General features: G+C 64.7%; 32 protein-coding genes and 1 tRNA gene. 11 read left to right on the top strand and 22 right to left on the bottom strand.

Features of this window, described 5'->3' with window-relative positions; all coding sequences use genetic code 11:
• Positions 1-18 precede the first annotated feature (18 nt).
• A complete protein-coding gene (locus tag E3T47_RS12730) occupies positions 19-819 on the top strand; it encodes an isocitrate lyase/PEP mutase family protein (RefSeq protein WP_134556409.1) in 801 nt (266 codons plus the stop codon).
• A 33-nt stretch (positions 820-852) separates the two neighbouring features.
• Here the strand turns inward: E3T47_RS12730 and E3T47_RS12725 are convergent, their stop codons facing one another.
• Both E3T47_RS12725 and dcd read right to left on the bottom strand, forming a co-directional pair.
• On the bottom strand, positions 853-1,377 hold the full coding sequence (locus E3T47_RS12725) for a hypothetical protein (protein ID WP_134556408.1): 525 nt from the start codon (positions 1,375-1,377) through the stop codon (positions 853-855).
• Between the two features lie 73 nt (positions 1,378-1,450).
• Positions 1,451-2,032 carry a dCTP deaminase gene (gene dcd, locus E3T47_RS12720; protein WP_134556407.1) on the bottom strand — a complete coding sequence of 194 codons (582 nt, stop codon included), beginning with the start codon at positions 2,030-2,032 and terminating at the stop codon, positions 1,451-1,453.
• Positions 2,033-2,103: 71 nt separating this feature from the next.
• Here dcd and E3T47_RS12715 point away from each other — a divergent pair.
• Positions 2,104-2,177: transfer RNA gene (locus tag E3T47_RS12715), tRNA-Gly, on the top strand.
• 89 nt (positions 2,178-2,266) lie between these two features.
• Here E3T47_RS12715 and E3T47_RS12710 read toward each other — a convergent pair.
• Complete coding sequence (locus tag E3T47_RS12710) at positions 2,267-2,788, bottom strand: DinB family protein (RefSeq protein ID WP_134556406.1); 522 nt, start codon at positions 2,786-2,788, stop codon at positions 2,267-2,269.
• Positions 2,789-2,875: 87 nt separating this feature from the next.
• Here E3T47_RS12710 and E3T47_RS12705 point away from each other — a divergent pair, with 87 nt between their 5' ends.
• Positions 2,876-3,751: an NAD-dependent epimerase/dehydratase family protein gene (locus tag E3T47_RS12705; protein ID WP_134556405.1), complete on the top strand. Its 876-nt coding sequence runs from the start codon at positions 2,876-2,878 to the stop codon at positions 3,749-3,751.
• A gap of 20 nt (positions 3,752-3,771) precedes the next feature.
• On the opposite strand, the gene E3T47_RS12700 is transcribed toward E3T47_RS12705, so the two are convergent.
• Positions 3,772-4,248 (bottom strand): MarR family winged helix-turn-helix transcriptional regulator, encoded by a 477-nt coding sequence (locus E3T47_RS12700; protein ID WP_134556404.1) that lies wholly within the window; start codon positions 4,246-4,248, stop codon positions 3,772-3,774.
• Positions 4,249-4,486: 238 nt separating this feature from the next.
• Between E3T47_RS12700 and E3T47_RS12695 the strand changes: the two genes are divergently transcribed.
• From E3T47_RS12695 to E3T47_RS12680, 4 genes are all read left to right on the top strand, one after another.
• Entirely contained in the window at positions 4,487-4,762 is a 276-nt protein-coding gene (locus tag E3T47_RS12695) for a hypothetical protein (protein WP_134556403.1), read from the top strand.
• A 161-nt stretch (positions 4,763-4,923) separates the two neighbouring features.
• Positions 4,924-5,187, top strand: a complete 264-nt coding sequence (locus tag E3T47_RS12690) for a GlsB/YeaQ/YmgE family stress response membrane protein (RefSeq protein ID WP_134501983.1) — start codon at positions 4,924-4,926, stop codon at positions 5,185-5,187.
• 186 nt (positions 5,188-5,373) lie between these two features.
• Complete coding sequence (locus E3T47_RS12685; protein ID WP_134556402.1) at positions 5,374-5,784, top strand: DUF4383 domain-containing protein; 411 nt, start codon at positions 5,374-5,376, stop codon at positions 5,782-5,784.
• 52 nt (positions 5,785-5,836) lie between these two features.
• Positions 5,837-6,409: a hypothetical protein gene (locus E3T47_RS12680; protein WP_134556401.1), complete on the top strand. Its 573-nt coding sequence runs from the start codon at positions 5,837-5,839 to the stop codon at positions 6,407-6,409.
• A gap of 37 nt (positions 6,410-6,446) precedes the next feature.
• On the opposite strand, the gene E3T47_RS12675 is transcribed toward E3T47_RS12680, so the two are convergent.
• Positions 6,447-7,781, bottom strand: coding sequence for an ATP-dependent DNA helicase (locus tag E3T47_RS12675; protein ID WP_134556400.1), 1,335 nt, complete (start codon positions 7,779-7,781; stop codon positions 6,447-6,449).
• A gap of 153 nt (positions 7,782-7,934) precedes the next feature.
• Here E3T47_RS12675 and E3T47_RS12670 point away from each other — a divergent pair, with 153 nt between their 5' ends.
• Positions 7,935-9,017 (top strand): hypothetical protein, encoded by a 1,083-nt coding sequence (locus tag E3T47_RS12670; RefSeq protein WP_134556399.1) that lies wholly within the window; start codon positions 7,935-7,937, stop codon positions 9,015-9,017.
• A 36-nt stretch (positions 9,018-9,053) separates the two neighbouring features.
• Here E3T47_RS12670 and E3T47_RS12665 read toward each other — a convergent pair whose 3' ends face one another.
• The 14 genes from E3T47_RS12665 to E3T47_RS12600 all read right to left on the bottom strand — a co-directional run bounded on the left by E3T47_RS12665 (position 9,054) and on the right by E3T47_RS12600 (position 21,519).
• Entirely contained in the window at positions 9,054-11,045 is a 1,992-nt protein-coding gene (locus E3T47_RS12665; protein ID WP_134556398.1) for a bifunctional copper resistance protein CopD/cytochrome c oxidase assembly protein, read from the bottom strand.
• Between the two features lie 189 nt (positions 11,046-11,234).
• Positions 11,235-11,522 (bottom strand): HU family DNA-binding protein, encoded by a 288-nt coding sequence (locus E3T47_RS12660; protein ID WP_092447981.1) that lies wholly within the window; start codon positions 11,520-11,522, stop codon positions 11,235-11,237.
• A 312-nt stretch (positions 11,523-11,834) separates the two neighbouring features.
• Complete coding sequence (gene rpsN, locus E3T47_RS12655) at positions 11,835-12,140, bottom strand: 30S ribosomal protein S14 (RefSeq protein WP_092110538.1); 306 nt, start codon at positions 12,138-12,140, stop codon at positions 11,835-11,837.
• 2 nt (positions 12,141-12,142) lie between these two features.
• Positions 12,143-12,310, bottom strand: a complete 168-nt coding sequence (rpmG, locus tag E3T47_RS12650) for a 50S ribosomal protein L33 (RefSeq protein WP_035880539.1) — start codon at positions 12,308-12,310, stop codon at positions 12,143-12,145.
• The gene (gene rpmB, locus E3T47_RS12645) at positions 12,310-12,546 is read right to left on the bottom strand and encodes a 50S ribosomal protein L28 (RefSeq protein WP_134556397.1); all 237 of its coding nucleotides are present in this window, start codon (positions 12,544-12,546) and stop codon (positions 12,310-12,312) included. The genes rpmG and rpmB overlap by 1 nt, the downstream gene beginning before the upstream one ends.
• Positions 12,547-12,730: 184 nt before the next feature.
• On the bottom strand, positions 12,731-13,135 hold the full coding sequence (locus tag E3T47_RS12640; RefSeq protein WP_134556396.1) for a Fur family transcriptional regulator: 405 nt from the start codon (positions 13,133-13,135) through the stop codon (positions 12,731-12,733).
• Complete coding sequence (locus E3T47_RS12635; protein ID WP_134556395.1) at positions 13,132-13,983, bottom strand: metal ABC transporter permease; 852 nt, start codon at positions 13,981-13,983, stop codon at positions 13,132-13,134. Before E3T47_RS12635 ends, E3T47_RS12640 begins: the two co-directional genes overlap by 4 nt.
• Positions 13,983-14,882 (bottom strand): metal ABC transporter permease, encoded by a 900-nt coding sequence (locus E3T47_RS12630; RefSeq protein ID WP_134556394.1) that lies wholly within the window; start codon positions 14,880-14,882, stop codon positions 13,983-13,985. Before E3T47_RS12630 ends, E3T47_RS12635 begins: the two co-directional genes overlap by 1 nt.
• Positions 14,883-15,680 (bottom strand): metal ABC transporter ATP-binding protein, encoded by a 798-nt coding sequence (locus E3T47_RS12625; protein ID WP_241982249.1) that lies wholly within the window; start codon positions 15,678-15,680, stop codon positions 14,883-14,885.
• 7 nt (positions 15,681-15,687) lie between these two features.
• Positions 15,688-16,734, bottom strand: a complete 1,047-nt coding sequence (locus tag E3T47_RS12620) for a metal ABC transporter substrate-binding protein (protein WP_134556393.1) — start codon at positions 16,732-16,734, stop codon at positions 15,688-15,690.
• A 56-nt stretch (positions 16,735-16,790) separates the two neighbouring features.
• Positions 16,791-18,161 carry a dihydrolipoamide acetyltransferase family protein gene (locus E3T47_RS12615; protein WP_134556392.1) on the bottom strand — a complete coding sequence of 457 codons (1,371 nt, stop codon included), beginning with the start codon at positions 18,159-18,161 and terminating at the stop codon, positions 16,791-16,793.
• Between the two features lie 37 nt (positions 18,162-18,198).
• Positions 18,199-19,203, bottom strand: coding sequence for an alpha-ketoacid dehydrogenase subunit beta (locus E3T47_RS12610; protein WP_134556391.1), 1,005 nt, complete (start codon positions 19,201-19,203; stop codon positions 18,199-18,201).
• Positions 19,203-20,294, bottom strand: coding sequence for a thiamine pyrophosphate-dependent dehydrogenase E1 component subunit alpha (locus E3T47_RS12605; protein WP_422386498.1), 1,092 nt, complete (start codon positions 20,292-20,294; stop codon positions 19,203-19,205). The genes E3T47_RS12610 and E3T47_RS12605 overlap by 1 nt, the downstream gene beginning before the upstream one ends.
• Positions 20,295-20,412: 118 nt before the next feature.
• The gene (locus E3T47_RS12600) at positions 20,413-21,519 is read right to left on the bottom strand and encodes a histidinol-phosphate transaminase (protein WP_241982247.1); all 1,107 of its coding nucleotides are present in this window, start codon (positions 21,517-21,519) and stop codon (positions 20,413-20,415) included.
• A gap of 89 nt (positions 21,520-21,608) precedes the next feature.
• Between E3T47_RS12600 and E3T47_RS12595 the strand changes: the two genes are divergently transcribed.
• Entirely contained in the window at positions 21,609-22,001 is a 393-nt protein-coding gene (locus tag E3T47_RS12595; protein WP_134556389.1) for a phage holin family protein, read from the top strand.
• A 10-nt stretch (positions 22,002-22,011) separates the two neighbouring features.
• Here the strand turns inward: E3T47_RS12595 and E3T47_RS12590 are convergent, their stop codons facing one another.
• Both E3T47_RS12590 and E3T47_RS12585 read right to left on the bottom strand, forming a co-directional pair.
• Entirely contained in the window at positions 22,012-23,427 is a 1,416-nt protein-coding gene (locus E3T47_RS12590) for a hypothetical protein (RefSeq protein ID WP_134556388.1), read from the bottom strand.
• Positions 23,424-23,711: a hypothetical protein gene (locus E3T47_RS12585; protein ID WP_134556387.1), complete on the bottom strand. Its 288-nt coding sequence runs from the start codon at positions 23,709-23,711 to the stop codon at positions 23,424-23,426. Before E3T47_RS12585 ends, E3T47_RS12590 begins: the two co-directional genes overlap by 4 nt.
• 127 nt (positions 23,712-23,838) lie before the next feature.
• On the opposite strand from E3T47_RS12585, the gene E3T47_RS12580 reads away from it, so the two are divergent.
• Both E3T47_RS12580 and purB read left to right on the top strand, forming a co-directional pair.
• Complete coding sequence (locus E3T47_RS12580) at positions 23,839-24,366, top strand: low molecular weight protein-tyrosine-phosphatase (RefSeq protein ID WP_134556386.1); 528 nt, start codon at positions 23,839-23,841, stop codon at positions 24,364-24,366.
• A complete protein-coding gene (purB, locus tag E3T47_RS12575) occupies positions 24,363-25,745 on the top strand; it encodes an adenylosuccinate lyase (RefSeq protein WP_134556385.1) in 1,383 nt (460 codons plus the stop codon). The genes E3T47_RS12580 and purB overlap by 4 nt, the downstream gene beginning before the upstream one ends.
• Before the next feature lie 63 nt (positions 25,746-25,808).
• Here the strand turns inward: purB and E3T47_RS12570 are convergent, their stop codons facing one another.
• Positions 25,809-26,018 carry a hypothetical protein gene (locus tag E3T47_RS12570; protein WP_241982245.1) on the bottom strand — a complete coding sequence of 70 codons (210 nt, stop codon included), beginning with the start codon at positions 26,016-26,018 and terminating at the stop codon, positions 25,809-25,811.
• Positions 26,019-26,041 lie beyond the last annotated feature (23 nt).

Below are 26,041 nucleotides of genomic sequence, written 5' to 3'. Positions count from 1 at the left end.
CCGGACAGACTTAGGCGCATGACACTGACTCAGCTCCAGAAGGCCGAACTTTTCAACTCGCTGCACGTGCCCGGTGATCCTCTCATCGTGACCAACGTGTGGGATGCCATCACCGCCAAGATCGTGGCCGACGCCCCCGGGGTCAAAGCCCTCGCCACCGCGAGCCACTCCATCTCCAACGTGCGAGGTCTGCAAGACGGCGAGGGTCTCTCGCTCGAGGAGGCCATTATCGCCGCCACGATTATCGCCAGCGCGGTCGATCTGCCGGTATCGGCCGACTTTGAAAAGGGCTACGCCCCGGATGCTGTCGGCGTGACCCGCAACGTGCGGCGGCTCATCGAGGAATCCGGCATCGTCGGTATCAACATCGAAGACTCAATCGGCGCCTCGAAGGCCCCGCAGTTCGACATCGAAACCGCGACCGCGCGGGTTGCCGCGGCCCGCGCCGGAGCCGACCAGAGCGGCATTCCCCTGGTGATCAACGCCCGCGTCGATACCCTCGCCGGCGGCGGCGACTGGGACGAAGCCGTCGTCCGCGCCAATGCTTACCTGGGCGCCGGCGCCGACGTCATCTTCTTCCTCGGCCTCAGTGACGAAGACAAGGTCTCGCGCGCGATCGACCAGGTCAACGGTCGCATCTCCGTCATTGGTGCTCCGGGCCTCGTGCCGTTGAAGCGGCTGGCCGAGCTGGGCGTCTCCCGGGTGAGCTTCGGCCCCAAAACTCTCGGCCTCACCCTCGCGGCACTTCAGGCGGCGGCCACGAACCTCACTGCCCTCGGCGACTACCCCGCCGACTTGGGCTTCGCCTTCAAACTGTAAGCGCCAGCCTCGACGAGGCCAGCGGCATCCGTTTTATGTGCGGATGCGGGTGGCCTCGTTGTGTTCAATGAGTTGCCAGGTCGCACCCTCATCGGCCGAGACCCAGCCTTCCCACTTGTAGCTATCGGGCGTGATGGCGGTGAAGTTCCATCGGATGGGGCACCCGTCGGTGCGAGTGCCCTCCTGCCGCACTCCGTGACGATAAGGAGTGGCAATCAGGTGGCAGTACTCGCCCATTTTGGGGGCGAAGTAGCTCACGCGCCAGGCGCCAGCGAAGGGGTCGTAGACACGCACCGTCGTGGCAACGGTTTCAAATCCCGAGGGGTTCGCCGAGTTGGCAATGACCTCAATGTCCTGCACGGCGCGGCCATCCAGGATGAACTCGACCATCCAGACGAAGTCTCGTTCCACCCACTCGCCGGTTTCTTCGTCCAGTCGCGACCCCTTCGCGGCCCACGAGCCCACCATCTGGCCGAAGCGATGCATGCGCCCGGGATATTCCGGCGTGGGGCCATGCGCGACGAGCGCCTGGTCGAATCGGACGGGCAAGAAAGTCATATTCAAATTTTACCCGACCTCACGTTACGAACGGGTTTCTCACCAGTATCCGCGTGCTCAGTGAACGCTGCGGCTACCGATCGATCGCGGTGCGATGAAAATTTTGAAACGAGCGCGAGGCCGTCGGGCCGCGCTGACCCTGGTAGCGGGAGCCGTACTCGCTCGAGCCATACGGCTTCTCGGCCGGGGAGCTGAGTTGAAAGAAGCACAGCTGGCCAATCTTCATTCCGGGCCACAGCTTGATCGGTAGCGTCGCGACGTTGCTGAGCTCGAGCGTGACGTGGCCCGAGAACCCGGGGTCGATGAAACCGGCCGTGGAGTGGGTGAGCAGGCCGAGGCGACCGAGCGAGCTCTTGCCCTCGAGCCTGGCTGCCACATTGTCCGGCAGGGTGACCTGCTCGTACGTGGCACCGAGTACGAACTCGCCCGGGTGCAAGATGAACGGCTCGTCGGTTTTGGTCTCGATGAGATGGGTCAGCTCGGGCTGGTCTTCGGCCGGATCGATGTAGGCGTACTTGTGGTTGTCGAACAGCCGAAACAGACGGTCGAGGCGCACGTCGATGCTGGACGGCTGAATCATGGTGGGGTCGAGCGGCTCCAAACCGATACGTCCAGCGTCGAGTTGAGCCTTGATATCGCGATCTGAGAGCAGCACTGTGCCAGCCTAGCGGCGCGGGGTTGATATGCTGGCACGGTTCCGATTGTTGTTCATCCATGGTCGGGCGCGCGGATGTAGTTCAATGGTAGAACTTCAGCTTCCCAAGCTGATAGCGCGGGTTCGATTCCCGTCATCCGCTCCAGATAAAAGCTCCGGTCGCATGCTGGCTGGACCACTTCGTATGGTGTTGCCCACCCCCGACCCTACAAAAGCGTCAAGTCGACGACGGATTCAGTCGGCACCCACGTCGTGCCGGTGATGCACGATGTCATGCAGAAAGTACGCCCCGAGCGTGACCACGGTGAACGACGCACCGTCGCTGCGGCGAACGGTGCGCTGGCGGGCATCCGTTGGTACGGCCGCAAAGCTCTCGGCGACGCTGGATGCGGCTGCCATGAGCTCGCGGCCCACGCTGTGCGTATCCTGCAGGTCGTAGCGCTCTGCGATCGCCGTCGCGTCCTGGTCCCAGTTCGCCAGCAGCGGGTTGTCTTCGTCGAGCGCGGCGTGCAAGCGCCTATCGAACAGGAGACAGACATCGCGCACGTGGGCCGCGTATTCGAGGCTCGACCAGGTGTGGTCGTTCGGGCGCACCGCCGCGTCGGTTCGCGCCAAAACGGCAGTCCAGGCGGCGGCGTTCTCGCGAACCAGGCCCGGCAGATCCTCGAAGAGCACCGCGCTCGCCCGAAATCCACAGGCGGGGCACGGGCGTTCGAGCACCCAGGTCCAGTCAGACGTATCAGGGATAATAGGCATAGCTTCATGTTACCGGCCAGGTGTCAGACGGGCTCCGGGCGAACAGTCATGGTGCGCCCGATACCGTGGAGTCAAGCAGGGAGACAGATGACGATTCTGATTGCCGGATGCGGCGACCTCGGCACCGAGGTAGGCCTGCGGTTCGCGCGACTAGGGCATCCGGTGGTCGGGTTGCGCCGCACCGCGAGCCTGCTCCCCGCCGAAATCTCTGGCCAATCCGTCGACCTCAGCATTGAGAAGCCCACCATTCCGGGCGATACCGAGTTCGTCGTCATCGCCATCTCTGCCGGCAGCCCCACCATCACCGCCTACCGCGCCGCCTACCTCGACGGCCTGAACAACCTGCTTGACGCCCTCGCCGAGGCCCGCGTCACGCCCCGCCGGGTGCTGCTGGTGTCATCGACGGCCGTCTACGACGTCAACGACGGCAGCCGGGTCGACGAGCAGACCCCCGCGAACCCCAAGCCCGGCACCGATTCCATCGTGCTTGAAGCTGAGCGGATGCTCCATCAGCGCCTCCCCGCCGCCACCGTGCTGCGCCTGGCCGGCATCTACGGCCCCGGTCGGGAACGACTGATCCAGCAAGTACGTGCTGGTGCCCAGCTCTCCACCCAGTCGCGCCACACCAATCGCATACACCGGGACGACGCCGCTGCCGCGATCGTTCACCTGCTGCTGCGCCCGGAACAGCCCGCACCGCTTTATCTCGGCGTCGACAGTGCCCCGGTGCCGGCCAACGAGGTATTGACCTTTCTTGCCACCGAACTCGGCCTGCCCGAACCGACCCTGAAACCGACAATGCAGCCGACGCCGAACGAGCCGGAATCCCGCGAAAGCCAGCGCGGCGGCGACAAGCTCCTCAGCAACCAGCTCTTGCTGGACACTGGTTTCACCTTCAGCTATCCAACGTACCGAGAGGGCTACCGAGCTCTTCTCTCCGCTCGAGGCACTCGTTACCCCTAGGCGCGTCTCAGCCGACGTACCTACGTTGTCGGCCCGGCCGGGCTTGCCCCGGAGGCCGATGCGATGAGGACTGCCATCGAGGTCAACAACGACCCGAGCCGAACTTGGTCTTCCGGCGTCACGTTGCGGGCGGCATGAGCGAACAGCACTTGAAAATCGTCTTGGATTCTCGCCGCAGTTTTTTGCGCTGCCGGGGTTAATTCCAGCAGGAGACTACGTCGGTCGTGCGGGTGCGGCACTCGGGTGAGCATGTTCAGCTCCACGAGATGACTGGAAATCGCGGTTACGGCGCCCGTAGTCATCTCCAGAGCCTCGGCGAGTAACTTCGGGGTGATGCTGCCAGCTTCGGCTACCCGGGACAGGGCCCGCAATTCACTGATGGAAACGCCGATCTCGGCCGCAACTCGACTGCGGTTGTGGTCCATTGCTCGGAGGAAAGCGAGGGCCGGTACCGACAGGCGTTCCTGGGTGCGTACCAAGTTGTTTGCGTCGTCCATACGTTCCTGACCTCTGGTCGTTACTGATTTCCCGCGCTGCAGGTCCGTGTTATTGCCCGATCAGGGCTTTCCGTTTTGCCAGTGTAACAAGCGATCAATTTCTCAAGTTTCTCACGATCTAAATAGTTAGATTTGTGAGTTACTTGCCGTATATTTAATGATCGGTGAATCCGTGTCCCCATTAAGGGCTCGCAGCCCCGTGCGCCCATGAGCTCACCGCAATGAAATGGATCAAGTAATGCAGAGCTATCGGTTGACCATCAACGATGACTGGTACTACCTGTCGAACGAATACAACATTGCAGATTTGAAGGCGACCTTGGCCGCCGCCGTACACAGTGGCGGTGGCTTCGTGGATATCGTCAGCTCTGTGCAGTCGCACGTGTCCCTGCTGATCACGGCCTGCTCGGTGGTGAAACTCGAAACCGTTGTCGAACAAGACCTGTCCAACACCAACGCAGAATCATCGATCGTCGGACCGACCTCTATCGATGATGACTATTGGCTCGACTGAGCGTTTCATAGCCAGCACAGAGCGAAGTCGCTGACCTGCAGCCACTGTTCGGGAATGTTGACAAATCGTTGATTTTGCGTCATTGACGAGAAGCAAGCACATGAGTACGTTCACGCGAACGGCACCCCCCGCTTCGTGTACGTCTACTGAAAGGCAGTCTCATGAGTTTCCTCGGATTCCTCTTACTCGGTCTCATTGCCGGCGCCATCGCCAAGGCGATCCTGCCCGGCAGGCAAGGCGGAGGCTGGTTCATCACCCTGCTGCTCGGAGTCATCGGAGCTTTCCTTGGCGGATGGCTGGGTGGGCTCCTGTTCAACGTCAACCTGGGCGAGTTCTTCTCCTTGACGACTTGGATCCTCGCGATCGTCGGATCGCTCATCGTGCTCCTCATCTATGGCGCGATCACGAACCGCCGCAAGGCCTGACCCGATCCCCCACCACGAAAAACAGCGCGCCACCCCTTCCGGGTGGCGCGCTGTTTTGTTCTCCGCCATTCAAGATTGACCAAAATAACAAGATTAACGCCACGGTTAGCACCAATCCGAAGCAGGTGTAGCTCCGAATGTATAGCGACCACGGGTTTGCCGTGAATCACCTAGGAGGCACCTGAAATGCGCACATCACCCAATCGCCTGATCGCCACCGTCTTCGGCTCGGTCTACGTTCTCGTTGGATTGCTCGGCTTTGCCGTCACCGGCAGTGTCGGCTTCATCGCCACAGAGGGCGGATTACTTCTCGGCATCTTTGAGGTCAACCCGTTGCACAACGTCGCGCACCTCCTGATCGGAGCCGCCCTGCTCATCGCCGGACTGTCCAACGCCATGGCGGCCAAGGCCACCAACACCACGATCGGCTCCGTGTACTTACTCCTCGGCATCGTCGGATTCTTCATCGCGAGCACCTCGCTCAACATCCTGGCGCTCAACACCGCTGACCACTTCCTGCACCTCGCCAGCGCGATCGTGCTCCTCGGGGTCGGCCTCACCGCTGACAAGACTGTTCGCAACCACGCGACGGTCTAAGCGCAGTACCCCGCTCCGTCCCTTCGCAGCAACAGATCAACCAAGGAGCATCATGTCCCCGGTCCTTCGCACCTGGCTCGGCTTCGCCGCACTCGGCGCCGCCCTCATCCATCTGGCTGTGGGCGTGACCGCTCCGTTTCCCCTCTCGGTTCTCCTGGTCGGGTTCGGCATCGCTGAACTCGGCTGGGGAATCGCGACCCTCGCCGCGGGCCGCGTGATCACCCCCCGCATCGTCGTGGGCGCAGCTCTCATTCCCGTCTACATCTGGGGCGCTACCGCTGCCCTGGGCAGCGGGCTCGGTGTCACGAGCGCGCAGACCGGACTGCCGTTGTACCCGATGGCCGTGGCATCGCTGTTCAGCATGTTCCTGGCCGCTACGGTGGCTATCGCGCTGCGGCGCGCACCGAACGGGATTCTTACACCCGCCGGTACCGCCGTGCCGCGTGCCGCCACACCCGGGGGCTGGCGTTTTCTCACCGGCCTCGTCGTCGGAGGCTTTCTGCTTTCGGCGCTCACCACTCCCGCCCTCGCCGCCACCGAGGTCGGCTCCCACGCGGTGCCGCATGGTTCGCACGGAGTGACGGAGGTCACCGTGCCAGACTCCGGCGGCCACCGGTCACACTAGAGTCCCGCGCAGAACGATCAGGCCGCGTCGGTCGCACTCACCCCGACGTGTCCAGCCCCGACGTGTCCAACCCCGCCAAGTCGGTCACCGGCGGCACGACCTCAATGTTCATGAACCGTTTGACGTTCTCGTCGACCATGATGTCGCTCGGTCGCAGCGGGCGGGTCAGGTAGAGCCCGTCCAGGCTCGTCAGCCGGCTCAGCGCCACGTAGGTCTGGCCGGGGCTGAACACCCGTGCGCCGAGATCGACGACGGCCCGCTCGTAGGTGGCTCCCTGCGACTTATGAATGGTCACCGCCCAGGCCAACCGCAGCGGAAACTGCGTGAATTCCGCCACGACGTCCCGGCTCAGTTTTTTGGTCGCGGCGTTGTAGGTGTACTTGTACTTTTCCCAGACGGTGGGCTCGACCTCGTGCACCTCACCGTCGATGTCGACGAACACGGTTGAGGTGACCTTCGTCACCGTGCCGATACTGCCGTTCACCCAGCGCGGACCGCCGTCGAGTGGTGAATCGTTGCGCAGAAACATCACCTGCGCGCCCACCTTCAGCTCGAGCACTTCGTCAGCCGGAAATTGCCTGCCACCGAAATCCCCGGTGATGTCTGCTTTCGCGGTGAGGGATTTGCCCGACAACTTCTTCAAAGCGGATGCGTTGATGCGATTTACAGCATCATTCCGCGTCGCGAGAGTGATCACTCCCTCACTCGGCGGCGTTCGCGCACCGGCGCCGTTGAGCGCACCGCCGATCTCGGGCGTGACCTGCCCGTGGCGCACGGCGTTGAGCATGAGCTTGAAGTCATTGTCGCGCTGACGGTGAATCTCGGTCAGCTCGAAGATACGCAGTTCAGCGTCACGCCAAACCTTCGCATCGAAAAACCACATAGACCGGTAGTGATCAGCGAAATAGGCGCGCTCGTCGGGGCCACCCGGCACCGGGGCCAGCTGGTACGGGTCGCCGAACAGCACGATCTGCACCCCGCCGAACACGTCGAACGGCCGCTGCCGGGCCTGACGCAGGCTGCGGTCGATCGCGTCCATCAGGTCGGCGTTGACCATCGAGACCTCGTCGATAACGAGGGTGTCGATGGTGTTCAGGAGCTTGCGTACTTGGTCGTTCTGGTCGATCGGGCTATCGGCGATCACTCCGATCGGCAGGCGAAAGAGCGAGTGAATGGTCTGCCCGCCCACGTTCAGCGCGGCAACTCCGGTCGGAGCGGCGATCACGATCTGCTTGCTCGTGTTCCACGACAGGTGGTTCAGCAGGGTGGACTTACCCGTTCCGGCCCGGCCAGTGACGAACACGTTCTGCTTCGTCCCCTCGACGGCCGCGAAGACCAGTGCCTGTTCACGGCTGAGCGGAATCTCGGACACGGCACACTTTCTCTCGCGGACGAATGCTGAACACTGTTATCGGCACAGGTGTTATCTGCACAGGGGACATCCAACTGTAACTGCCGCCGGCCCGCGAGGGGGCGATACCGAGGGCTGGCCCCCTGACTGACGCACCCCCCATACAATATTCAAGTGACCATTCCGGCCGAACAGCAACGGGCGAACGGGCGCCGCGGCAGAATGCTCCGGGCCGTTCTCGCCATCGTGGTGGTCACCGCGCTCCTCGTGGCTGGCCTCGTGGGCACGATCGGAGCCCTCAATCGCACGGTGTACAGCGCCGGCGGCTTTGTCGAGCAGTACCTCGACGCCCTCGCCCGCGGCGACACCGTCGGTGCCCTCGCCCTCGGCGGCGTCAGGCCCACCCGGGCTGACCTCGCGGCCTGGGGGCAGACCGACGAGGCGGCGCACGATCTGCCCGAGACGCTGCTGCGGGCATCCGTTCTCGGCGGCCTCGACAATATCGAACTCGCGAGCACGACCGCCACAACAGCCACCGACGATGGAACCGCCCAGACCGTCGTCTTCGACTTCGACCTGAACGGCACAGCGTCGAGCATGGCGTTCACCGTGGAGCGCGCCGGCACATTCGCCGGCGTTTTCCACGCCTGGCAGTTCACGGCCAGCCCCCTCGCGGTGCTCCAGGTCTCGGTGCTGCACGAACGATCATTCACGGTCAACGGCCTCACGCTGGACACGCGCGCCCACAGCGCAGCAGAGGCCCCCACCACTTTTTCCACGTCCGCCACGTATCTCGCCTTCGCTCCAAACCGCTACACGTTCGAACACGAGTCGGCCATGCTCACGGCCACGACGTCCACCGTACGTGTCACGGCGGCCGGCCCGACGGCGGTCGAGGTCGACGCCCTACCGAACGAGGCCATGGTGGGCCAGGTGCAGTCGGAGCTAAATAAGTTTCTCGACGCGTGCGCGACCCAGACGGTGCTGCAACCGACCAGCTGCCCGATGAGCTTTCCGATCGACGACCGCATCGAGGGCACACCGGCCTGGTCGATCACGGCGTACCCCACCGTCGCGCTGACCGCCGGCGAGTTGTCCTTCGAGATGGTCGCCACTCCCGGGCAGGCCCATATCGTGGTCGAAGTGCAGTCGCTGTTCGACGGCGACATCAGTATCCGCAACGAGGACGTGCCATTCACGATGGGGCTCAGCGTTGTCGTGCAGCCCAGCGGAGCCCTCGCCATCCAGCTGCACTAATAGCTCCGGCCGCCGCTGACCTCGCTACGGTGGACCCTACTCGCTCGGGGTCTGCGCGTCGCGCTGAGCGATTCGGGCTAGGTTCGCGTTGTACGCGACCAGCTCGGCGTCCTCGTTGCGGTCGGCCTTGCGATCGAGTCGCCTGGTGACCTTGGTGTCGTCGCGGCTCCACTGGATTGCCACCACGACGGCCAGCACGAAGGTCGGCAGTTCGCCGATTCCCCAGGCGACGCCGCCGCCCATCTGCTGGTCGGCGATGGCCGAGAGTCCCCAGGTGCGGCCCATCGCGCCGTACCAGTCGGCCAGAAGCAGCCCGGTTCCGCTCATCAGGGCGAGGCCGAAGAAGGCGTGGAATGCCATCGTCACGAGCAACAGCAGCAGGCGGAAAGCGTATGGCAGCCGGAACGGCACCGGGTCGATGCCGATCAGGGACTGCACGAACAGGTAGCCGGAGATCAGAAAGTGCACGATCATCCACTGGTGGCCGATGTGGTCGGTCGTCGCCCAGCTGAAGATGGGGGTGTAATAGAACACCCAGAGCGACACGCCGAACAAAATGGCCGCGACGATCGGATTGGCCACGATGCCGGCGAAGCGCGAGTGCACCGCGGTGAGGATCCACTCGCGCGCCCCGCGACTGCCGTCTTGTCGCTTGGCGATGGCCCGCGCGGCGAGGGTCACCGGGGCGCCGGGCACGAGCATCAGCGGCACGAGCATGGTCAGCATCATATGCATGAGCATGTGGGTGGAGAACAGGTACTTCTCGTAGACGTTCACGCCGCCGTTGGTGATGTAGAACAGGGTGAGCATGCCCAAAACCCAGAGCACGCTGCGGTAGATCGGCCACGCGTCGCCGCGGCGTCGCAGCCGCCAGACGCCGGCAAGATAGAAGAAGATGCCGAAGGCGCAGAACAGAATCCAGGCGAGGTCAAAGTTCCATTCGGTGAAGTACCGCGAGAAGGTCAGCTCGGACGGCAGGAGCTCTCCGGTGAGAATCTGCGCCGGCGTGGACTGCGGAATTTCGGTCGCGACCACCTGGGCCACCGGCGTGGCCGTGCGGGCGAGCGCGGCAGCCACGCCCGAGGCGAGGCCCATGAAGCCGAGCTCGGTCACGACGAGCCACCAGAACCAGCGGCCGCGGCCTGGCTCGACCCGCCGCATCCGCTTGATGAAAAACTGTCGTTGGAAAACCCCGAAGGCGCCCAGGACGATGAGGGCAACGGCCTTGACCAGCACGAGGACGCCATAGGGGCTGAACAGGTTGTCCCCGCTACCGATGCGCAGCTCGGCGTTAACATAGCCGGACGCCGCCACGACGATGAACGAGACCAGCGCGAGCGAGGAATACCGCCCGATCACCCGGCGGATGCGTTCGCCGTCAAGCTGGGTGCGAAGCACAATGATGGTGAGCAGGCCGCCGAGCCAGATCGCTGCGAAGACGAGGTGCAGGCCGAGGGCGGTGATCGCGGCGTTGTGCCCGGCAGCGCCGGCCGAGTGGCCCTGCTGGGCCATGGGTAGCAGGGCGGTCAGGGCCAGCACGGTCACGAAGACCAACGCGGTCTGGTTGCGCACGGCGAAGCACAGCACGGTGACGCCAGCGGCGATCAGGGTGGTCGCGAGCCAGGCCTGCCCGAGCTCGATCTGGCTGAAGAACTGCCCGACCGTGGCGCTGAACTGGTCACTGACGCCGAAGGGCACGTTGGTGACCTGCAAAAAGGTCAGAAAACCCGTCAGAGCGGATGCAACGGCAAACAGCGCAGCCGACGCCGCGGCGAAGTCCAGGGCGGTGCCGAACTCACGTTCCTTCGGGCTGAGCGCGAACAGCGTGAGCACGAGGGCACCGATCGTGCCGGCCGCCGCGACGTTGACCACGAGCTTGGCGATCGGCAGTCCCCAACGCACCACCGGCCCGGGGTCGGCGAGCAGTTGGGCCGAGGCGCCACCGCCATAGGCCAAGGCAACAAGGGTGGACAGCACTGCGACCAGCAGCAGGGCTGCCGGTCCGAGAACGCGGACGAGACGGGGCACCCGTCCAGCTTATTCTCCCATCCCTGGGCATCCGTCGCGCCGGGCGCTGCGCGCAGGCCCGAACCCTCGCTGAGCCGTGAGTTTTGACCCGTTCGAGCGCTCATAGATTCACGGCCGAACGCCAGACGGATGCTCCGGGGCGCCAAAAAGGGCGCCGACCGTGGTCGCCGCCCTTTTTTAGTGCAAGAGCTACTTGGCGGCAGCCTTGAGCTTGCTTCCGGCGGTCAGCTTGACGCGGTGGCCGGCGGCGATGGCGATCTCTGCGCCGGTCTGCGGGTTGCGGCCGGTGCGCGCTGCTGTTGCGGTGCGCTCGACGCCCAACCATCCCGGGATGGTGACCTTGCCGTCGGCGGCAACGGTCTCGGCCAGGGTTGCAAAGAATGCGTTCAGAACGCCGTCAACGGCGGCCTGGCTCTGTCCGGAGTCAGCAGCAACCTTGGCAACGAGCTCGGTCTTGTTCAGCGACTTGTCAGCCATTGAGTGTCCTCCTCGGACCTTTGTCTGTGTAAACAGCGATATTCGTAATGCGGATGTTCCTCGAGAGAGAAGCCCCGCTGGTCGGTTCGACCGAGTTGAAATCTAGCATTGATCCGCCAAATTCCCCGGATCTACGGCGTTTTTGGGCCATTTCAGGACAATTTCACCCCCGCAGGCACTCGATTTTCGCTCTCCGCGAACCAGCGACGAACACCGGGCGAACACAAAACGGGATGCCGACGCAAAGTCGACATCCCGTTTGGGTGATTCTCAGGCCGTCAAAGCGCGAGCTTCAGCGGCTGCCGGCAGGAGTTACCAGCTGGACTTGGTGATGCCGGGCAGCTCGCCGCGGTGCGCCATGTCGCGAAAACGAACGCGCGAGATGCCGAACTTGGAGAGGTGGCCGCGGGGGCGACCGTCAACGGCGTCGCGGTTGCGCAGGCGCACCGGGCTCGCGTTGCGCGGCAGCTTCTGCAGGCCCTTGCGAGCTGCTTCACGCGACTCATCGGTGCCGGCCGGGTCCACGAGGGCCTTCTTGAGCTCAAGGCGTTTGACCGCGTAGCGCTCGACGATGACCTTGCGCTGGTTGTTCTTGGCAATCATGCTCTTCTTCGCCATGTTTAGCGCTCCTCACGGAAGTCAACGTGCTTACGGATGACTGGGTCGTACTTCTTGAGCACGAGACGGTCGGGGTCGTTACGGCGGTTCTTCTTGGTCACATAGGTGTAACCGGTTCCAGCCGTGGAACGAAGCTTGATGATCGGACGTACGTCATGAGCCTTGGCCATTAGATCTTCACCCCACGAGCGAGAACGTCCTTGACGACGCGCTCGATACCACGAGCATCAATAACCTTGATGCCCTTTGCGGACAAGGTCAGCGTGACCTTACGACGAAGCGACGGCACGTAGTACGTCTTCTTCTGAACGTTCGGATCGAAACGACGCTTGGTGCGTCGGTGCGAGTGCGAAATATTGTGTCCGAAGCCGGGAACAGCTCCGGTCACCTGGCATACAGATGCCATGGTTACCTCCATTACCGAAGGGCGAATGCCCTTCCCAAGATCCCTTGTCGACGGGCACAACCCCGCATCGGCCCAGAACTGACCGAGGCCGGGGAAGAAGCGCCCGCAGTGTACGCACACAGGCGTAGCAGTGCTCAACGTTACTGGATCACAGCGCATCCCGCAAACTCACCGGCGGAAGGATTTACGGAGCGGATGCTCTGGCCCTGGCGCTGCAGGCAGCGCAGAGCCCGAAGACATCCACGACGTGCTCGGCCTGCGTGAACCCGTTCGCAGCTGCGACATCGTTCGCCCATTGTTCGACGGCATGCGGCTCGATCTCAATCGTCAGCCCGCAATTGCGGCAGATCAGGTGATGGTGGTGTTCATTGGTACTGCACGCCCGGTACAGGCTCTCTCCCTCGGGTGACTGCAGCGAGTCGGCGTCTCCCCTGGTCGCGAGATCGGCGAGCGCACGGTAGACCGTGGCGAGGCCAATAGGAGATCCGGTCGCGTGCAGGGCGGAGTGCAGGGCCTGGGCGCTGACGAAGCCGTCGTTCGCGTCGAGGGCGCCCCGCACGGCCTCACGCTGCCAGGTGTTTCGCTTCATGACTTCAACCGTAGCGATGTTCGCGGCGACCGGCGCTCATCCCCTCTGCCAGAGCTTCGGCCGGCACCGACCAGCCGTCGCAGCAGCAGGGCAAGCAAGAACAATGTGGCTGCCGTGAGTGCGATCGCCGGGCCGGCTGCCACGTCGAGTGAGCGGGAGAGCAGCACGCCGGCCAGTCCGGACAGCGCACCGAGCACGGGGGCGATGACGAACATCTGGGTGGTCGTGCGCGAGACGAGCCGGGCGGCGGCGGCGGGGGCAGCGATGAGGGCGATGGCGAGGATGGCTCCAACCGCGGGCATCGCGGTCACGACGGTGGCCGTGATCAGTGCCAGGGTCAGCAGTTCAATCGGCCATTCACGATAGCCGGCCGCGCGAAAACCGTTGACATCGAAGGTCGAGAACATGATCTGCTTGCCGAGAAGGATGATGGCCAGCACGGTAAATGACAGCACGATGGCGACGAGCACCACATCCCGGTCGGTCACCGTGAGAATGGACCCGACCAGGTAGGAGTCGACCTTCACCGGCAGGGACGGGTTGAGACCCTGCAACAGAACGCCGAGTGCGAATCCCGCGGTCAGCAGAATGCCCGAAGCCACCTGGTTTCCCTGTCGTTTGACCCGCCCGATCATCGTCATGATGCCCACGATGAACACGCTCGCCACGGCGGCGCCGAGCGGGATGCTCACCCCCACGATCGCCGCTCCGACCGCACCCGGAAAGGTCGCGTGGGTGAGGGCCTGGGCGAAAAAGGTGCGCTGGCGCAGCACCACGAGGGTGCCCACGAGGCCGCTGAGCGCCCCGATCAGCAGCGCCGCCAGCACAGCCTGCTCGAAGTAGCCCATCAGTGCGCCACCGATTCCGCGGCACGGCGCGGGCCGGCGATTCTATCCAGCGTGAGGCGAACGATCAGGGCCGCCACGTAACCGGAAACGAGCACGAGCACGACGGTGGCTCCGCTCGGCAGATCGACGCCCCCGTTCACGGAGACGTCATAGCCGAGCACGAGCCCCACCCAGGCGGCCAGGATCGCGAAGCCGGCGGCGACCGGAAAGAGCAGCCACAGGCGATTGGTCACCAGGCGGGCGACCGCGCCCGGCACGATCAGCACTGCAAGCACGAGCAGGTTGCCCACCGCGCTGCTCGCGGCCACCACGACGAGGGCAATGGCCACGTTGAGCAGAATGTCGAGCACGAGCGGGCGGTAACCGGCAGCAGCGGTACCTTCGAGGTCGAAGGCTCGAAAGACCTGCTCCTTCAGGGTGAACCCTACGATGATCAACGCGATCAGGCAGACGACGACGGTCTGGTTGACCTCGGCCGGGCTGACGGTGAGCAGTCGTCCGAACAGCAGGGCGTCGAGCTGGCCGACGTAATTTGTTTCCCGTGAAACCACGATGATTCCCACGCTGAACATGGCGGTGAACACGATGGCGATGGCGGCGTCCGACGTGACCGCGCGTTTGACGATCACGGTGAGCACGACGGCGGCGATCAGGGCCGCCACCATGGCACCCACGAACAGGCCATCGCGGCCACCCCAGACGAATCCGATGGCCACACCGGGAAAGACCGCGTGGGTGAGCCCATCACTGATGAACTCGAGCCCGCGCAGGTTGACGAGCACGCCGACCAGACCGGCGACGAGGCTGAGCACGACGAGCACGAGCAGTGCCCGCGCCATGAACGGCAGGTCGAAGGCAGTGATCAGGACGATATTCATCGATGGCGTGACGACGTCCACTCAGTGACCTCCGTGGCCGGGAACCACGATGGTGTGCTCGTCCATCTCCACCCCGACCGAGCCGAAGGCCTGCTGCACGTTGGCCAGGGTCAGCACCGTGTCGCGCGGACCGAAAGCCACCTGGGCACCGTTGAGCAGCAGAACGCTCTCACACACGGCACGGGCAAGATCGAGGTCGTGCGTCGACACCAGCACCGCAACGCCCTGCTGCTTGAGCCGTTTCACGGTTTCAATGAGGGCGTCCCGGTTGACCTGGTCGAGACCGTTGAAGGGCTCATCCAGCAACAACAAACGCGGGGCGGATGCTACGGCGCGCGCGAGCAGACCGCGTTGCTGCTGCCCACCAGACAGCTCACCAAAGCGCGTCTTGGCGCTGTTACCCAGGCCAACGGTCTCCAGCGCATCGGCGACCGCGCGGCGATCGGCCCTGGTGGGCATGCGCCACCAGCCCAGCGAGCGGTAGCGGCCCATCATGACGACCTGCTCCAGCGAGACCGGAAAGTGCGGGTCGAGCTGGTCGGTCTGCGGTACGTAACCGATGTAACCGGCCGGTGCCGGCCACTGCCCGAGCACCTCGACGGTGCCGTCCGTGCGTGTGATGAGTCCAAGGATGCCCTTGAGCAGGGTGGACTTGCCGGAACCGTTGGGGCCGATCAGGGCGACGGCCTGGCCCGGCAGCAACGCGAAGTCGATCCCGGTGAGCGCGGGCACGGCGCCGTACGCAAACGACGCCGCCGCCACTCGGAGAGCGGCGCCAGTGTTCGCTGTTGGTGTTATTTGAGAAGTGTTCTCGATCACGGGTTAACTATTGCAGGTCGGCGGGCAGCGCAGAGGGCGTGACGCCCCACGATTCGAGCACGAGCGTTGCATTGTGCAGCTGCGCCTTGATGTAGGTGTCGCCGGCGCTTCCCTCGGGGCCGAGCGAGTCTACGAACAGAGCGTCGTCACCGGAGTAGACGGTGACGCCGGCTTCGGTCGCGATCGTGTCGGCGGTTTTCGGGCTGAGGGATGCCTCGGAAAAGACGGCCGTTACGCCGGTCGCCGTGATGGCCGCCACGAGGGTGTCGATTTCAGCGGCGCTCGGCTCGGCGTTGTCGTCGAAGCTCGGAATCACCGAGCCGACATAGTCGATGTGGTACGCCGCGGTGAAGTAGCCGAGGGCGTCGTGGTTGCTCACGAGCAGGCGGTCGCTCTCCGGCACGGTCTCGACGTTGGTGCGGATCCACTCGTCGAGACTGCTGAGCTGGGCCGTGTAGGCCGTCGCATTGGATTCGAAGGTCGCCGCGTTGCCTTCGTCGGCCGCCACGAGGCCGTCGGTGATCGTCGCGACGATGGTCTCAGCGTTCTGCACGTTCGTCCAGATGTGTGGGTCGCCGCCCTCGTGGGCGTGCTCGTCGGCCGCGGCGTGCTCATCCCCAGCGGCGTCGGTGTGGGCGTCCGCTTCGTCGTTGGCGTGCTCGTCGCCGGCCCCGACCTCGGAGATCGTGATGCCCTCGTCAGCATCGATCGTGACGCCGTCGAAACCGGACGCGGCGATGGCGTCGTCGAGCCACTCTTCAAGACCGACGCCGTTGATCACGAGCACGTCGGCCGCGCCGAGCGCGGTCAGGTCGGCCGCGGACGGATCGTAGCTGTGAGCGCTCTGGTTCGGCTGGATGAGCTGGGTCAGGATGACGCCGCTGGCATCATCGATGACGTTGCGGGTGAAGTCGGCGACCTGGGTGGTCGTCGCAACGATCCTGAGGTCGGCAGCCCCGCCGTCGGCGCTCGCGGTGGTTCCGGCGGAGCACCCCGAGAGGGCTAGGGCGGCTGACGCGAAAAATGCGGAAACGGCGAAAAGTCTCTTGTGCATTCCCCGAGACTAACCTTGCTGATAATGATTGTCAAAACCATTAACAGGCAGGGCAACTACTCGAGCAACAGCGCGGGCTCCTCGATGATGCTCGCGACGTCGGCGAGAAAACGACTCGCGACATCACCGTCGACGACGCGATGGTCGAAGCTCGCACCGATCGTGGTCACGTACCGCACCCGCACCTCACCGTCGACGACCCACGGCTTCTGCTTGATCGTACCGAGTGCCACGATTCCGGCCTCGGGGGCGTTGAGGATGGGGGTGCCGGTATCCATGCCGAAGACGCCGATATTCGTGATGGTGATCGTGCCGTTACTCATCTCGGCCGGACTGGTCTTGCCGTCGCGCGCGGTCATGGTGAGCCTCTCGAGGGCAGCCGCGAGCTCGAGCAGGCTCATGTCCTGCGCTTCCTTGATGTTCGGCACGATCAGCCCGCGCGGGGTCGCCGCAGCGATGCCGAGGTTCACGTAGTGCCGCACGATGATCTCCTCGTCGGTGAACGTTGAGTTCACTGTGGGGTTGCGCCGAACCGCCCAGATCATGGCCTTGGCCATGATCAACAGGGGAGACACCCGAATGCCGGCGAAGTCGGTCGACGCCTTAAGTCGCTTGACGAATTCCATCGTGCGGGTGGCATCGACGTCAACGAACAGACTCACGTGCGGCGCGGTAAAGGCGCTTTTGACCATCGCCTGCGCGATGGCCTTGCGCACGCCTTTGACCGGAATGTGTTCGTCGCGATCGGCTGGCCATTCCGGGGTTGCAATGTTGCGGAACACGCTGGCCTGGGTCGCCCCGCGCAGTACGTCCTCGCGGGTCACGTCGCCCACTGGCCCGGTCGCCTCGACGAGAAGGAGGTCGACGCCGAGGTCCTTAGCGAGCTTGCGAATCGGCGGCTTGGCCATAACCGGCCCAGCGGATGCAGCGCGCCGGGTCGGTTCCAGCGGCTGCGCGCGAGTGCGCGCCGGGGCCTGCGGGGCTAGGGTCTCGTGGGCGACAGCAGCGCCGGGGTGCCGGCGCCGACGGGTCGGCATCGTGGCGGAAGCACCGCGGCCGACGAGCACGGGCTCGGGGGCCTCGTCGCTGATGCTGCTGCTCGTGTCCAGTGTTAGGGCGTCAGCGACAGCGGATGCGGCGGCATCCGCTGTCGGAGCGGCCGCCGGCTGGTCTGCACTCGCGGTGGCGCCGGAGTTGATCGTGATGATCAACGTGCCCACGTCGACGGTGGTGCCGGCCTCGACCAAAATTTCGCCAACCACGCCGACGAAGGGCGAGGGCAGTTCGACGAGGGACTTGGCCGTTTCGATCTCGACCAGCACCTGGTTGATCGTCACGGTGTCGCCGGGCGCGACCTTCCACTCGACGATTTCGGCCTCGGTCAGGCCTTCGCCGACGTCGGGGAGGGTGAACTTCGACACGCTCATGCTGTGCCTTTCCTGCTGCTGGTAAGAGTGAGAATGATCAGTAGGCCAGAACGCGGTCGACGGCCTCGAGCACCCGGTCGGGGCTGGGCAGGAAGTGCGTCTCGACGGCGGCCGGAGGGAACGGCGTGTCAAAGCCGGAGACCCGCAGCACGGGCGCTTCGAGCGTGTAGAACGAGCGTTCGGCGACCGTGGCGGCGATCTCGCTGCCGACGCTCACGAACCCGGGGGCTTCCTGGGTCACGACGAGGCGGCCGGTTTTCTGCACGGAGCCGAGGATCGGCCCATAGTCGATCGGCGAGATCGAGCGCAGGTCGATGACCTCGAGACTGATGCCCTCGCTCGCGGCGAGGTCGGCGGCCTGCAAGAGCACGCTCACCATGGCGCCGTGGCCGACGACGGTGACGTCGGTGCCGGCCCGCACCACCCGGCTCGCGTGCAGCGGTGTCCCGCTCTCGCCGAAGCGCACCTCGCCCTTGGGCCAGTAGCGGCTCTTCGGCTCGAAAAAGATCACCGGGTCGTCGCTTTTGATGGCTTCCTGCATCATCCAGTAGGCGTCGTGCGGGTTGGACGGGCTCACCACGCGCAGGCCGGGCGTGTGCGCAAAGTATGCCTCGGGGCTCTCCTGGTGGTGCTCGATCGAGCCGATGTGTCCGCCGTAGGGAATGCGAATGACCACGGGCATGACGAGGCCGCCCTCGTGGCGGTTGCGCATGCGGGCGAGCTGGCTGGTGATCTGGTCGAAGCCGGGAAAGACGAATCCGTCGAACTGGATCTCGCAGACCGGGCGGAATCCGCGCATGGCCAGGCCGATGGCCGTGCCGATAATGCCGGATTCGGCGAGTGGCGTGTCGAGCACCCGCTTGTCACCGAACTCGGCGATGAGGCCCTCGGTGACCCGAAAGACTCCGCCGAGCGGGCCAATGTCCTCGCCCATCAGCAGCACTAGCGGGTCGTCCAGCATCGCGCGGCGCAGCCCGGCGTTTAGGGCCTTCGTCATCGGCAGCGCAGCGGATGTAACGCTCGTGTCAGTCGCAACGGTCATCAGTTCTCACCCTCGTCGAAAGAGGCTTCGTAGCGGTCGAGCCAGGCCTTTTGCTCTGCCACGAGCGGATGCGGTTCGGCGTAGACGTTGTCGAAGATCACCGACTGTTCCGGACCGGTGATCTCCAGGGCTCGACGGCGGGTGTCGGCGGCGAAGTCGGCCGCTTCCTCGTCGACGGCGTCGAGGAATTCCTGCTCGATTCCCCGGCCCTGCAGGTAGCTGCGAAACCGCACGATCGGGTCGCGGGCCACCCAGTAGGCGAGTTCGTCCGGGTCGCGGTATTTGGTGGGGTCGTCGGCGGTGGTGTGGGCGCCGACCCGGTAGGTCAGTGCCTCGATCAACGACGGGCCGTGGCCGGCGCGGGCGTCATCCATCGACTTGGCCGTGACGGCAAAGCTTGCGAGCACGTCGTTGCCGTCGATCTGGGTGCCGGGCATGCCGAAGCCACTGGCGCGCAGATAGAGCGGTGTGCGGGACTGTCGTGCGACGGGCACCGAGATGGCCCACTGGTTGTTCTGCAGAAAGAACACCTGCGGTGTCTGGTAGCTCGCCGCGAAGACGAGGGCCTCATTGGCGTCGCCCTGCGAGGAGGCGCCGTCACCGTAGTAGACGATGACGGCCTGGTCGGTCTCGGGGTTGCCGGTCGCGGTCGAACCGTCCAGTTGCATGCCCATGGCGTAGCCGGTGGAGTGCAGCGTCTGCGAGGCCAGCACGAGGGTGTAGAGGTGAAAGTTTCCGTGCGCTTCCGGCACCCAGCCGCCGAGGGTGACCCCGCGCAGCATACGCAGTATGTCGACGACGTCGAGGCCGCGGATCATGCCGACGACATGCTCCCGATAGGACGGAAACACGTGGTCCTGCGGCCGGGTGGCGTAGGCGGACCCGACCTGCGCGGCCTCCTGCCCGTGGCTCGGCACCCAGAGGGCGAGCTGGCCCTGGCGCTGCAGGTTGGCCGCCTCGGTGTCGAATCTGCGCACCACGACCATGTCGCGGTAGAAACGGCGATGATCGGCCTCGGTGAGCCGATCGAGGTAGGGCAGAAACTCCTCGGCGGCGGCGTTCGGTTCGAACACCCCGTGCGGTGAGATCATGCGTACGCAGGTCTCGGCCCCGTCGAGGCCGTAGGCCACGGCTGCGGAGGAGGGCATTGCAGCGGTGCTTACCGCAAAACCGGGTGCGGTCGAGTCGTTTCGAGTGGCTGACACCGTACTAACCTATCTGCCGAGCCGCGTGATCGGCGGGAAGGGCTTCGACAAGATCCGCGCTCATGAGTAGGAGTGTCGCCACAGCGTCCTCCTCGCCGATCGAGACCCGGATGCCCTCGGGCGGGAAGGGGCGCACGACGAGGCCTGTCTCGCCGAGCGCCTCGGCCACGCTGGTTGTTTCAGCGCCGGTGGGCAGCCAGAGAAAATTACCCTGGGGCGCAGGCATGTTCCAACCCTGGCGGGTGAGCGCCTGCCAGGTCGCATCGCGGCGCGCGGCGATGATCCGAACGCGGGCGAGCAGCTCTGTCTCGGCTTCGAGGGAGGCGATCGCGGCAGTGGCGGCCTGCGCGGTCACCGAGAGGGGAATCGCGGTCGATCGGGCGGCATTCAGTATGTCGACCGGGCCGAGCGCGTAGCCGACCCGCAGGCCAGCGAGTCCGTAGGCTTTCGAAAAGGTGCGCAGTACGACCAGGTTGGGGTAGCGGGCCAGCAGGAGCGGCCCGTTCACGGCATCCGCTTGGGTGACGAACTCGATATATGCCTCATCGAGAATGACCAGCAGATCGGTGGGCACGACGGCCATGAAGGCTTCGAATTCGTCCTTCGTGACGATGGTACCGGTTGGGTTGTTCGGCGAGCAGACGATGACGACGCGGGTGCGGTCGCTGATGGCTGCGGCCATTTCGGGCAGGTCGTGGCCGTGATCGGTGCGGTTGGCAACGCGCACGCTCGTGGCCCCGGCGACCGTGACGAGTGAGGGGTACGCCTCGAACGACCGCCAGGAGTAGAGCACTTCATCGTCGGGGCCGGCTGCGGCGAGGATGAGTTGTGCCAGTAGCGCTACGGAGCCGGCGCCGACGTGCACCTCATCAACGTCGACGCTGTACTTGGCAGCCAGGCGTTCACGCAGGGCGAGCGCCGAGGCATCCGGGTAGCGGTTGTACGCCGTTTCGGCCGTGACCGCCGCGATGACCCCGGGCAGCGGGTCGAACGGGTTTTCATTGCTGGAGAGCTTGAAGGCGCTGGCGTCAGCCGGTTTGCCCTGCTTATAGGCCGGGAGGGCGATGATCTCCGGGCGCAGGCGCACGATGGGTCGGTCTGAGAGGCTCACTCGGTGAGTCTACGCCCGGATATATTCGCAATAGTGAATGAATGTTCGCGTGACTTTCGCCTGCCGCATACCGGTGAGATAGTAGGGGCATGGCCAGATTCCTGATCCAACTGATCGTCAATGCGGTAGCCCTGTGGTTCACCGCCCTGCTCGTGACGGGGGTGCACGTCGCGCCCTACGCGCCCGACGCGGGTGCCAGCGTGCTCACCTATCTGCTCATCGCGCTCATCTTCGGGTTCGTCAACACGGTTGTCGGCGGGGTGCTGCGCGTCGTCGCCTTTCCGCTGTACATTCTGACGCTCGGCCTGTTCTCCCTGATCGTCAACGGCCTGTTGCTCTTGCTCGTGGGCTGGATCTCCGGGTTTCTGGGCTTCGGTCTGGTCATTGACGGCTTTTGGTGGGGTGTGCTCGGCGCTCTGGTACTCGGCATCATCTCCTGGTTGCTCGGCCTCATTCTGCGCCCGGTCACCGCCCGCGACTGAGCGGCCGGCACTACTGCGCCACTGGCCGTTCCGGCAGGCGGATGCCCCGCCATAAGACGGCCTCGCCCGGTGCGCTTCCGAGCACGCGGGTCACGGTGCCCCGAAAGCCGCTGAGGTTTTCTTCCGGCGAGGCGTCGATCATGCGCGCCGTCTCCTGGTACGTGTCGAGGTGATGCGCCGGCAAGGCCTCCCCGGGTGGTGGTTCCTCGGTCGCGAAGGCCTCGCGCCGAACGGTCACGCGGTCCTCGGACTCGATCAGGCTCGCCCCGCCTAACCCGGTCGTCACGTCGTCCGTGTGCTCCACGGTCAAAGTGGCGACGCCGGAAGGCACGGGAACCCGCGATTCTGGCGCGCCGAAGGTCGCGACTGCCCGCACGGCGAAGACTCCGGAGGCGGCGACCTGAGTGGCGACCAGCCCGCCCTGTGAATGACCGACAATCACGACCGGGTCTTCACCGTCGATGCCCGCGGCACGCATACTCTGCATCACTGCTTCGAAGGACCCCGCGTTCTGCCCGGCCATCGCCGTGACGTTGGCGGTGAGGTCCCAGGGCTCGGTCGTGGCAACGGCGCTCCAGTCAACCGTTCCACCGACGTAGACGGCATACGACGGATGTTCGGGCGTGCCATAGTTCTCGATGAGCACCTGTGGCTGCCCCGCGGTCGCTTTCGGAATTCTCGCGGCTAAATCGCCGACACCGGTGGGTGGAGTCGCTCGTGTTGGTGCTTCCACCGCAGCAACGCCCACCGAACCTTCGCGGAACAGCCCGCGACTGCGGGCGACGGCGAGCACGGCGACCGCCGTACTTGAGACCCCGATCAGGCCCAGGCCGCTGTCGCCCAGCAACAGGTCGACGGGAAGCGGCACACCGAGTGCACCCGCAGCGACATCGTCGAGGGATGAGACGATCAGCTTCGTGAGCACAACGGCTGCAGGACTCGTCAGAAATCGGTAGTCGATCCTGGGCGAGCCGTGATGACTGTTCCAGGCCCGCCAAGCCAGCGCTCCCTGGGCCGCGGGTCCGGCCGCGAGGAGAAGCGCCAGAATGCGAAACCGGCCCAGGTCATAGCCCACCCGGCCGCTTGCGAACACGACCAGTCGCATCGCCGCTCGTTCTGTCCAGCCGTATCCTTCGGCGGCCTCGATGAGACTCGCGGCAAGATCGCCGCTGCGCCGTTCCACCTGACCGAGCGCAACCCCGGCCCAGACCAAGGTCAGCCCGGGGTCCTCCGGGGTCCAGGTCCAGCCCCCACCCGGATCCAGCTGTCGAATGCTCTCCACCCGGGTCTGCCAGTCACCGGCCTGACTCTGAGCATCCCGCAGCATCCCGGCCTGCGCCAGGACGGCGTCGGTCGCCACGAGCGTCGTCCCGCCAACGGCAATAGTCAGTTCACCCCCCGAAATGCGATCCGGGCGCTCGCTCACCGCACTCCCGCGTTCTGCAACTGGCGGATGTTGTGCCAGATCTGGTCCTGGGCGTCGTTGAGGTGATCCAGAATGCCCTGCACATCGTTTACTATTTCTTCGACCCGCTGGCTGTATGCCCGCTGGGCGCTCGAACTCCAGAATTCACTGGTCTCCAGACTAATCAGTCGGCCTTTCGCGTCCCGGATATCTGAGGTGAGCACCAAGAGGCGTTGCCGCTGCGCCCATAGCGCCGCGAGTTGATCTGCCTGATTGGGTGCGAAATTCCCATAGTGATCGTCCATGACACCTCCGGGTCACGGCTGATCGTCGCAGGATTAGTGGCTCGTCCGACAGCACTTCGCGCAATCTGTGCGCAGACGCCGAATATTCGGGGTGTGGAGAAGACGAAACTGCTCCACAATGGGAGACATGCCCTTCGACTCACTCACCCCTGATGAGTCGACGCCGTTTCGAATCATTTTTGTCTGCACCGGAAACATCTGTCGTTCACCCATGGCCGAAGTCGTGCTGCGTGACCTCGTCACGAAGCTGGGACTCGGGCGTCTCATCGCAACCAGCTCAGCCGGCACCGGTGACTGGCATGTGGGGGAGCAAGCCGACGGCCGCACGATCACGGCACTGGCCAAGCGCGGCTACGACGGCAGTCACCATCGGGCTCGCCAGTTCGATCCGCTCTGGTTCGCCGAGCACGACCTCGTCGTCGTGCTCGACCGCAGCCAGGAACGCATTCTGCGCAACTGGGCACTCGAGGATCGCGATCGCGCCAAGGTGCGCCTGCTGCTGAGCTTTGACGCCGAGCAAGCCCCCCTGCTCGACGTTCCCGACCCCTACTATTCCGACGATGCATTGTTTGACGCTGTATTGGGCATGATTGAGAGGGCAAGCCACGCACTTGTGAAACAACTTGCACCCGCAATTCGACAGGGAGTCCGATGAGTCACCTACCAGTACAGGTTCTGAGTCCGCTAGATGGCCGCTACCGAGCCGCCGTTTCCGATCTGGGCGAATTCCTGTCCGAGGCCGGCCTCAACCGTGCCCGGGTTCGCGTGGAGGTGGAGTGGCTGATCACCCTCACCGATCGCAGCCTGTTCGGCTCCGCGCCCCTCACTTCCGAGCAGAAGCTCGCGCTGCGCAGCCTCGTGACCGACTTCGGCCAGACCGAGATCGACGAACTGGCCGAGCTCGAGGCCACCACCCGGCACGACGTAAAGGCCGTCGAATACCTCGTGCGTCGGCGGCTGGGCATGCTCGGCCTCGACCACATCAGCGAACTCACCCACTTCGCCGCGACCAGCGAAGACATCAACAACCTCTCCTACGCCCTCACCGTGCGTGACGCCGTGCAGATCGTGTGGCTGCCCAAGCTGCGTTTGGTCATCGAAGCGCTGCGCACCAATGCCCTTGAATTTCGAGCGGATGCGATGCTGGCGCGCACCCACGGGCAGCCCGCGACGCCGACCACCATGGGAAAAGAGCTCGCCGTCTTCGTCTACCGCCTCGAGCGCGTCGTGGCCCAGATCGAAGCCGGCGACTACCTGGGCAAGTTCAGTGGCGCCACCGGCACTTTCGCCGCCCACGTGGCCGCCGAGCCTTCCGTTGACTGGCCCGCAGTCTCGCGCGAGTTCGTGGAGGGCCTCGGCCTCGGCTGGAACCCACTCACCACGCAGATCGAATCGCATGACTGGCAGGCGGAGCTGTACTCACGCGCCGCGCACGTGAATCGTATTCTGCACAACCTGGCCACCGACATCTGGACCTACATCTCCATCGGTTACTTCCGCCAGATTCCGCAGGTCGGCGCCACCGGCTCCTCCACGATGCCGCACAAGATCAACCCGATTCGCTTCGAGAACGCCGAAGCGAACCTCGAACTGTCCTGCGCCATCCTCGACTCGCTCTCTGCCACCCTGGTGACCAGTCGACTGCAGCGCGACCTCACCGACTCCACAACCCAGCGCAATATCGGTGTTGGTTTCGGGCATTCGCTGCTCGCCCTCGACAACATTCTGCGCGGCCTCGGCGAGATCGACATTGACCGTGCCCTCCTCGCGAGCGACCTCGACTCAAACTGGGAAATCCTGGGTGAGGCGATTCAGACCGTGATTCGCGCGGAGGTCTCGGCCGGGCGCTCGTCGATCGCGGATCCCTACGCGCTGCTCAAGGAACTGACCCGCGGCAAGCGCATCATGAGCACCGACCTGGCGGCCTTCGTCTCCGCCCTCGACATCGGCGCCGCAGCCAAGACCCGGCTTCTGGCGCTCACGCCGGCGACCTACGTCGGGCTGGCCGACCCGCTGGTCGACTACCTGCCCTGACCTGCCTTGAGTGAATATGCACCTTCGTCGGTATCGTCGAGGGTGCATTTTCATTCAGGCAGGCTAGTGGCCGTTCTGCTCGTCGAGGTCGTTCTGCTCCGACGCGTTCGGCTTCATTCCGAGCACGAGCATGGCTATCACCACGAGTGCCACGATGAACGTCACACCGAGCCCGATGGCCGAGAGCATCAGCTCGCGTGTGGTGACCAGGATCGTCACGCCGACGAACAGGGCCATCCCCGCGGAGATGGCGAGTAATTCTGCCGGTTTCAACCGATCGGATCTGCTGGGCTGGT

The sequence above is a fragment of the Cryobacterium ruanii genome, from assembly GCF_004404055.1.
Lineage (GTDB): Bacteria > Actinomycetota > Actinomycetes > Actinomycetales > Microbacteriaceae > Cryobacterium > Cryobacterium ruanii.
This window is presented reverse-complemented; position numbering and strand designations above follow the sequence as displayed.

Coding starts and splice junctions, on each gene's coding strand:
- E3T47_RS12585 (WP_134556387.1), bottom strand. CDS start 23,711: ATGGACGATCACTATGGGAATTTCGCACCCAATCAGGCAGATCAACTC.
- E3T47_RS12730 (WP_134556409.1), top strand. CDS start 19: ATGACACTGACTCAGCTCCAGAAGGCCGAACTTTTCAACTCGCTGCAC.
- E3T47_RS12705 (WP_134556405.1), top strand. CDS start 2,876: ATGACGATTCTGATTGCCGGATGCGGCGACCTCGGCACCGAGGTAGGC.
- E3T47_RS12660 (WP_092447981.1), bottom strand. CDS start 11,522: ATGGCTGACAAGTCGCTGAACAAGACCGAGCTCGTTGCCAAGGTTGCT.
- E3T47_RS12640 (WP_134556396.1), bottom strand. CDS start 13,135: ATGAAGCGAAACACCTGGCAGCGTGAGGCCGTGCGGGGCGCCCTCGAC.
- E3T47_RS12695 (WP_134556403.1), top strand. CDS start 4,487: ATGCAGAGCTATCGGTTGACCATCAACGATGACTGGTACTACCTGTCG.
- E3T47_RS12595 (WP_134556389.1), top strand. CDS start 21,609: ATGGCCAGATTCCTGATCCAACTGATCGTCAATGCGGTAGCCCTGTGG.
- E3T47_RS12710 (WP_134556406.1), bottom strand. CDS start 2,788: ATGCCTATTATCCCTGATACGTCTGACTGGACCTGGGTGCTCGAACGC.
- E3T47_RS12680 (WP_134556401.1), top strand. CDS start 5,837: ATGTCCCCGGTCCTTCGCACCTGGCTCGGCTTCGCCGCACTCGGCGCC.
- E3T47_RS12700 (WP_134556404.1), bottom strand. CDS start 4,248: ATGGACGACGCAAACAACTTGGTACGCACCCAGGAACGCCTGTCGGTA.
- E3T47_RS12605 (WP_422386498.1), bottom strand. CDS start 20,294: ATGATCTCACCGCACGGGGTGTTCGAACCGAACGCCGCCGCCGAGGAG.
- E3T47_RS12685 (WP_134556402.1), top strand. CDS start 5,374: ATGCGCACATCACCCAATCGCCTGATCGCCACCGTCTTCGGCTCGGTC.
- E3T47_RS12635 (WP_134556395.1), bottom strand. CDS start 13,983: ATGGGCTACTTCGAGCAGGCTGTGCTGGCGGCGCTGCTGATCGGGGCG.
- purB (WP_134556385.1), top strand. CDS start 24,363: ATGAGTCACCTACCAGTACAGGTTCTGAGTCCGCTAGATGGCCGCTAC.
- E3T47_RS12615 (WP_134556392.1), bottom strand. CDS start 18,161: ATGAGCGTGTCGAAGTTCACCCTCCCCGACGTCGGCGAAGGCCTGACC.
- E3T47_RS12725 (WP_134556408.1), bottom strand. CDS start 1,377: ATGACTTTCTTGCCCGTCCGATTCGACCAGGCGCTCGTCGCGCATGGC.
- E3T47_RS12690 (WP_134501983.1), top strand. CDS start 4,924: ATGAGTTTCCTCGGATTCCTCTTACTCGGTCTCATTGCCGGCGCCATC.
- rpmB (WP_134556397.1), bottom strand. CDS start 12,546: ATGGCATCTGTATGCCAGGTGACCGGAGCTGTTCCCGGCTTCGGACAC.
- E3T47_RS12580 (WP_134556386.1), top strand. CDS start 23,839: ATGCCCTTCGACTCACTCACCCCTGATGAGTCGACGCCGTTTCGAATC.
- rpsN (WP_092110538.1), bottom strand. CDS start 12,140: ATGGCGAAGAAGAGCATGATTGCCAAGAACAACCAGCGCAAGGTCATC.
- E3T47_RS12620 (WP_134556393.1), bottom strand. CDS start 16,734: ATGCACAAGAGACTTTTCGCCGTTTCCGCATTTTTCGCGTCAGCCGCC.
- rpmG (WP_035880539.1), bottom strand. CDS start 12,310: ATGGCCAAGGCTCATGACGTACGTCCGATCATCAAGCTTCGTTCCACG.
- E3T47_RS12610 (WP_134556391.1), bottom strand. CDS start 19,203: ATGACCGTTGCGACTGACACGAGCGTTACATCCGCTGCGCTGCCGATG.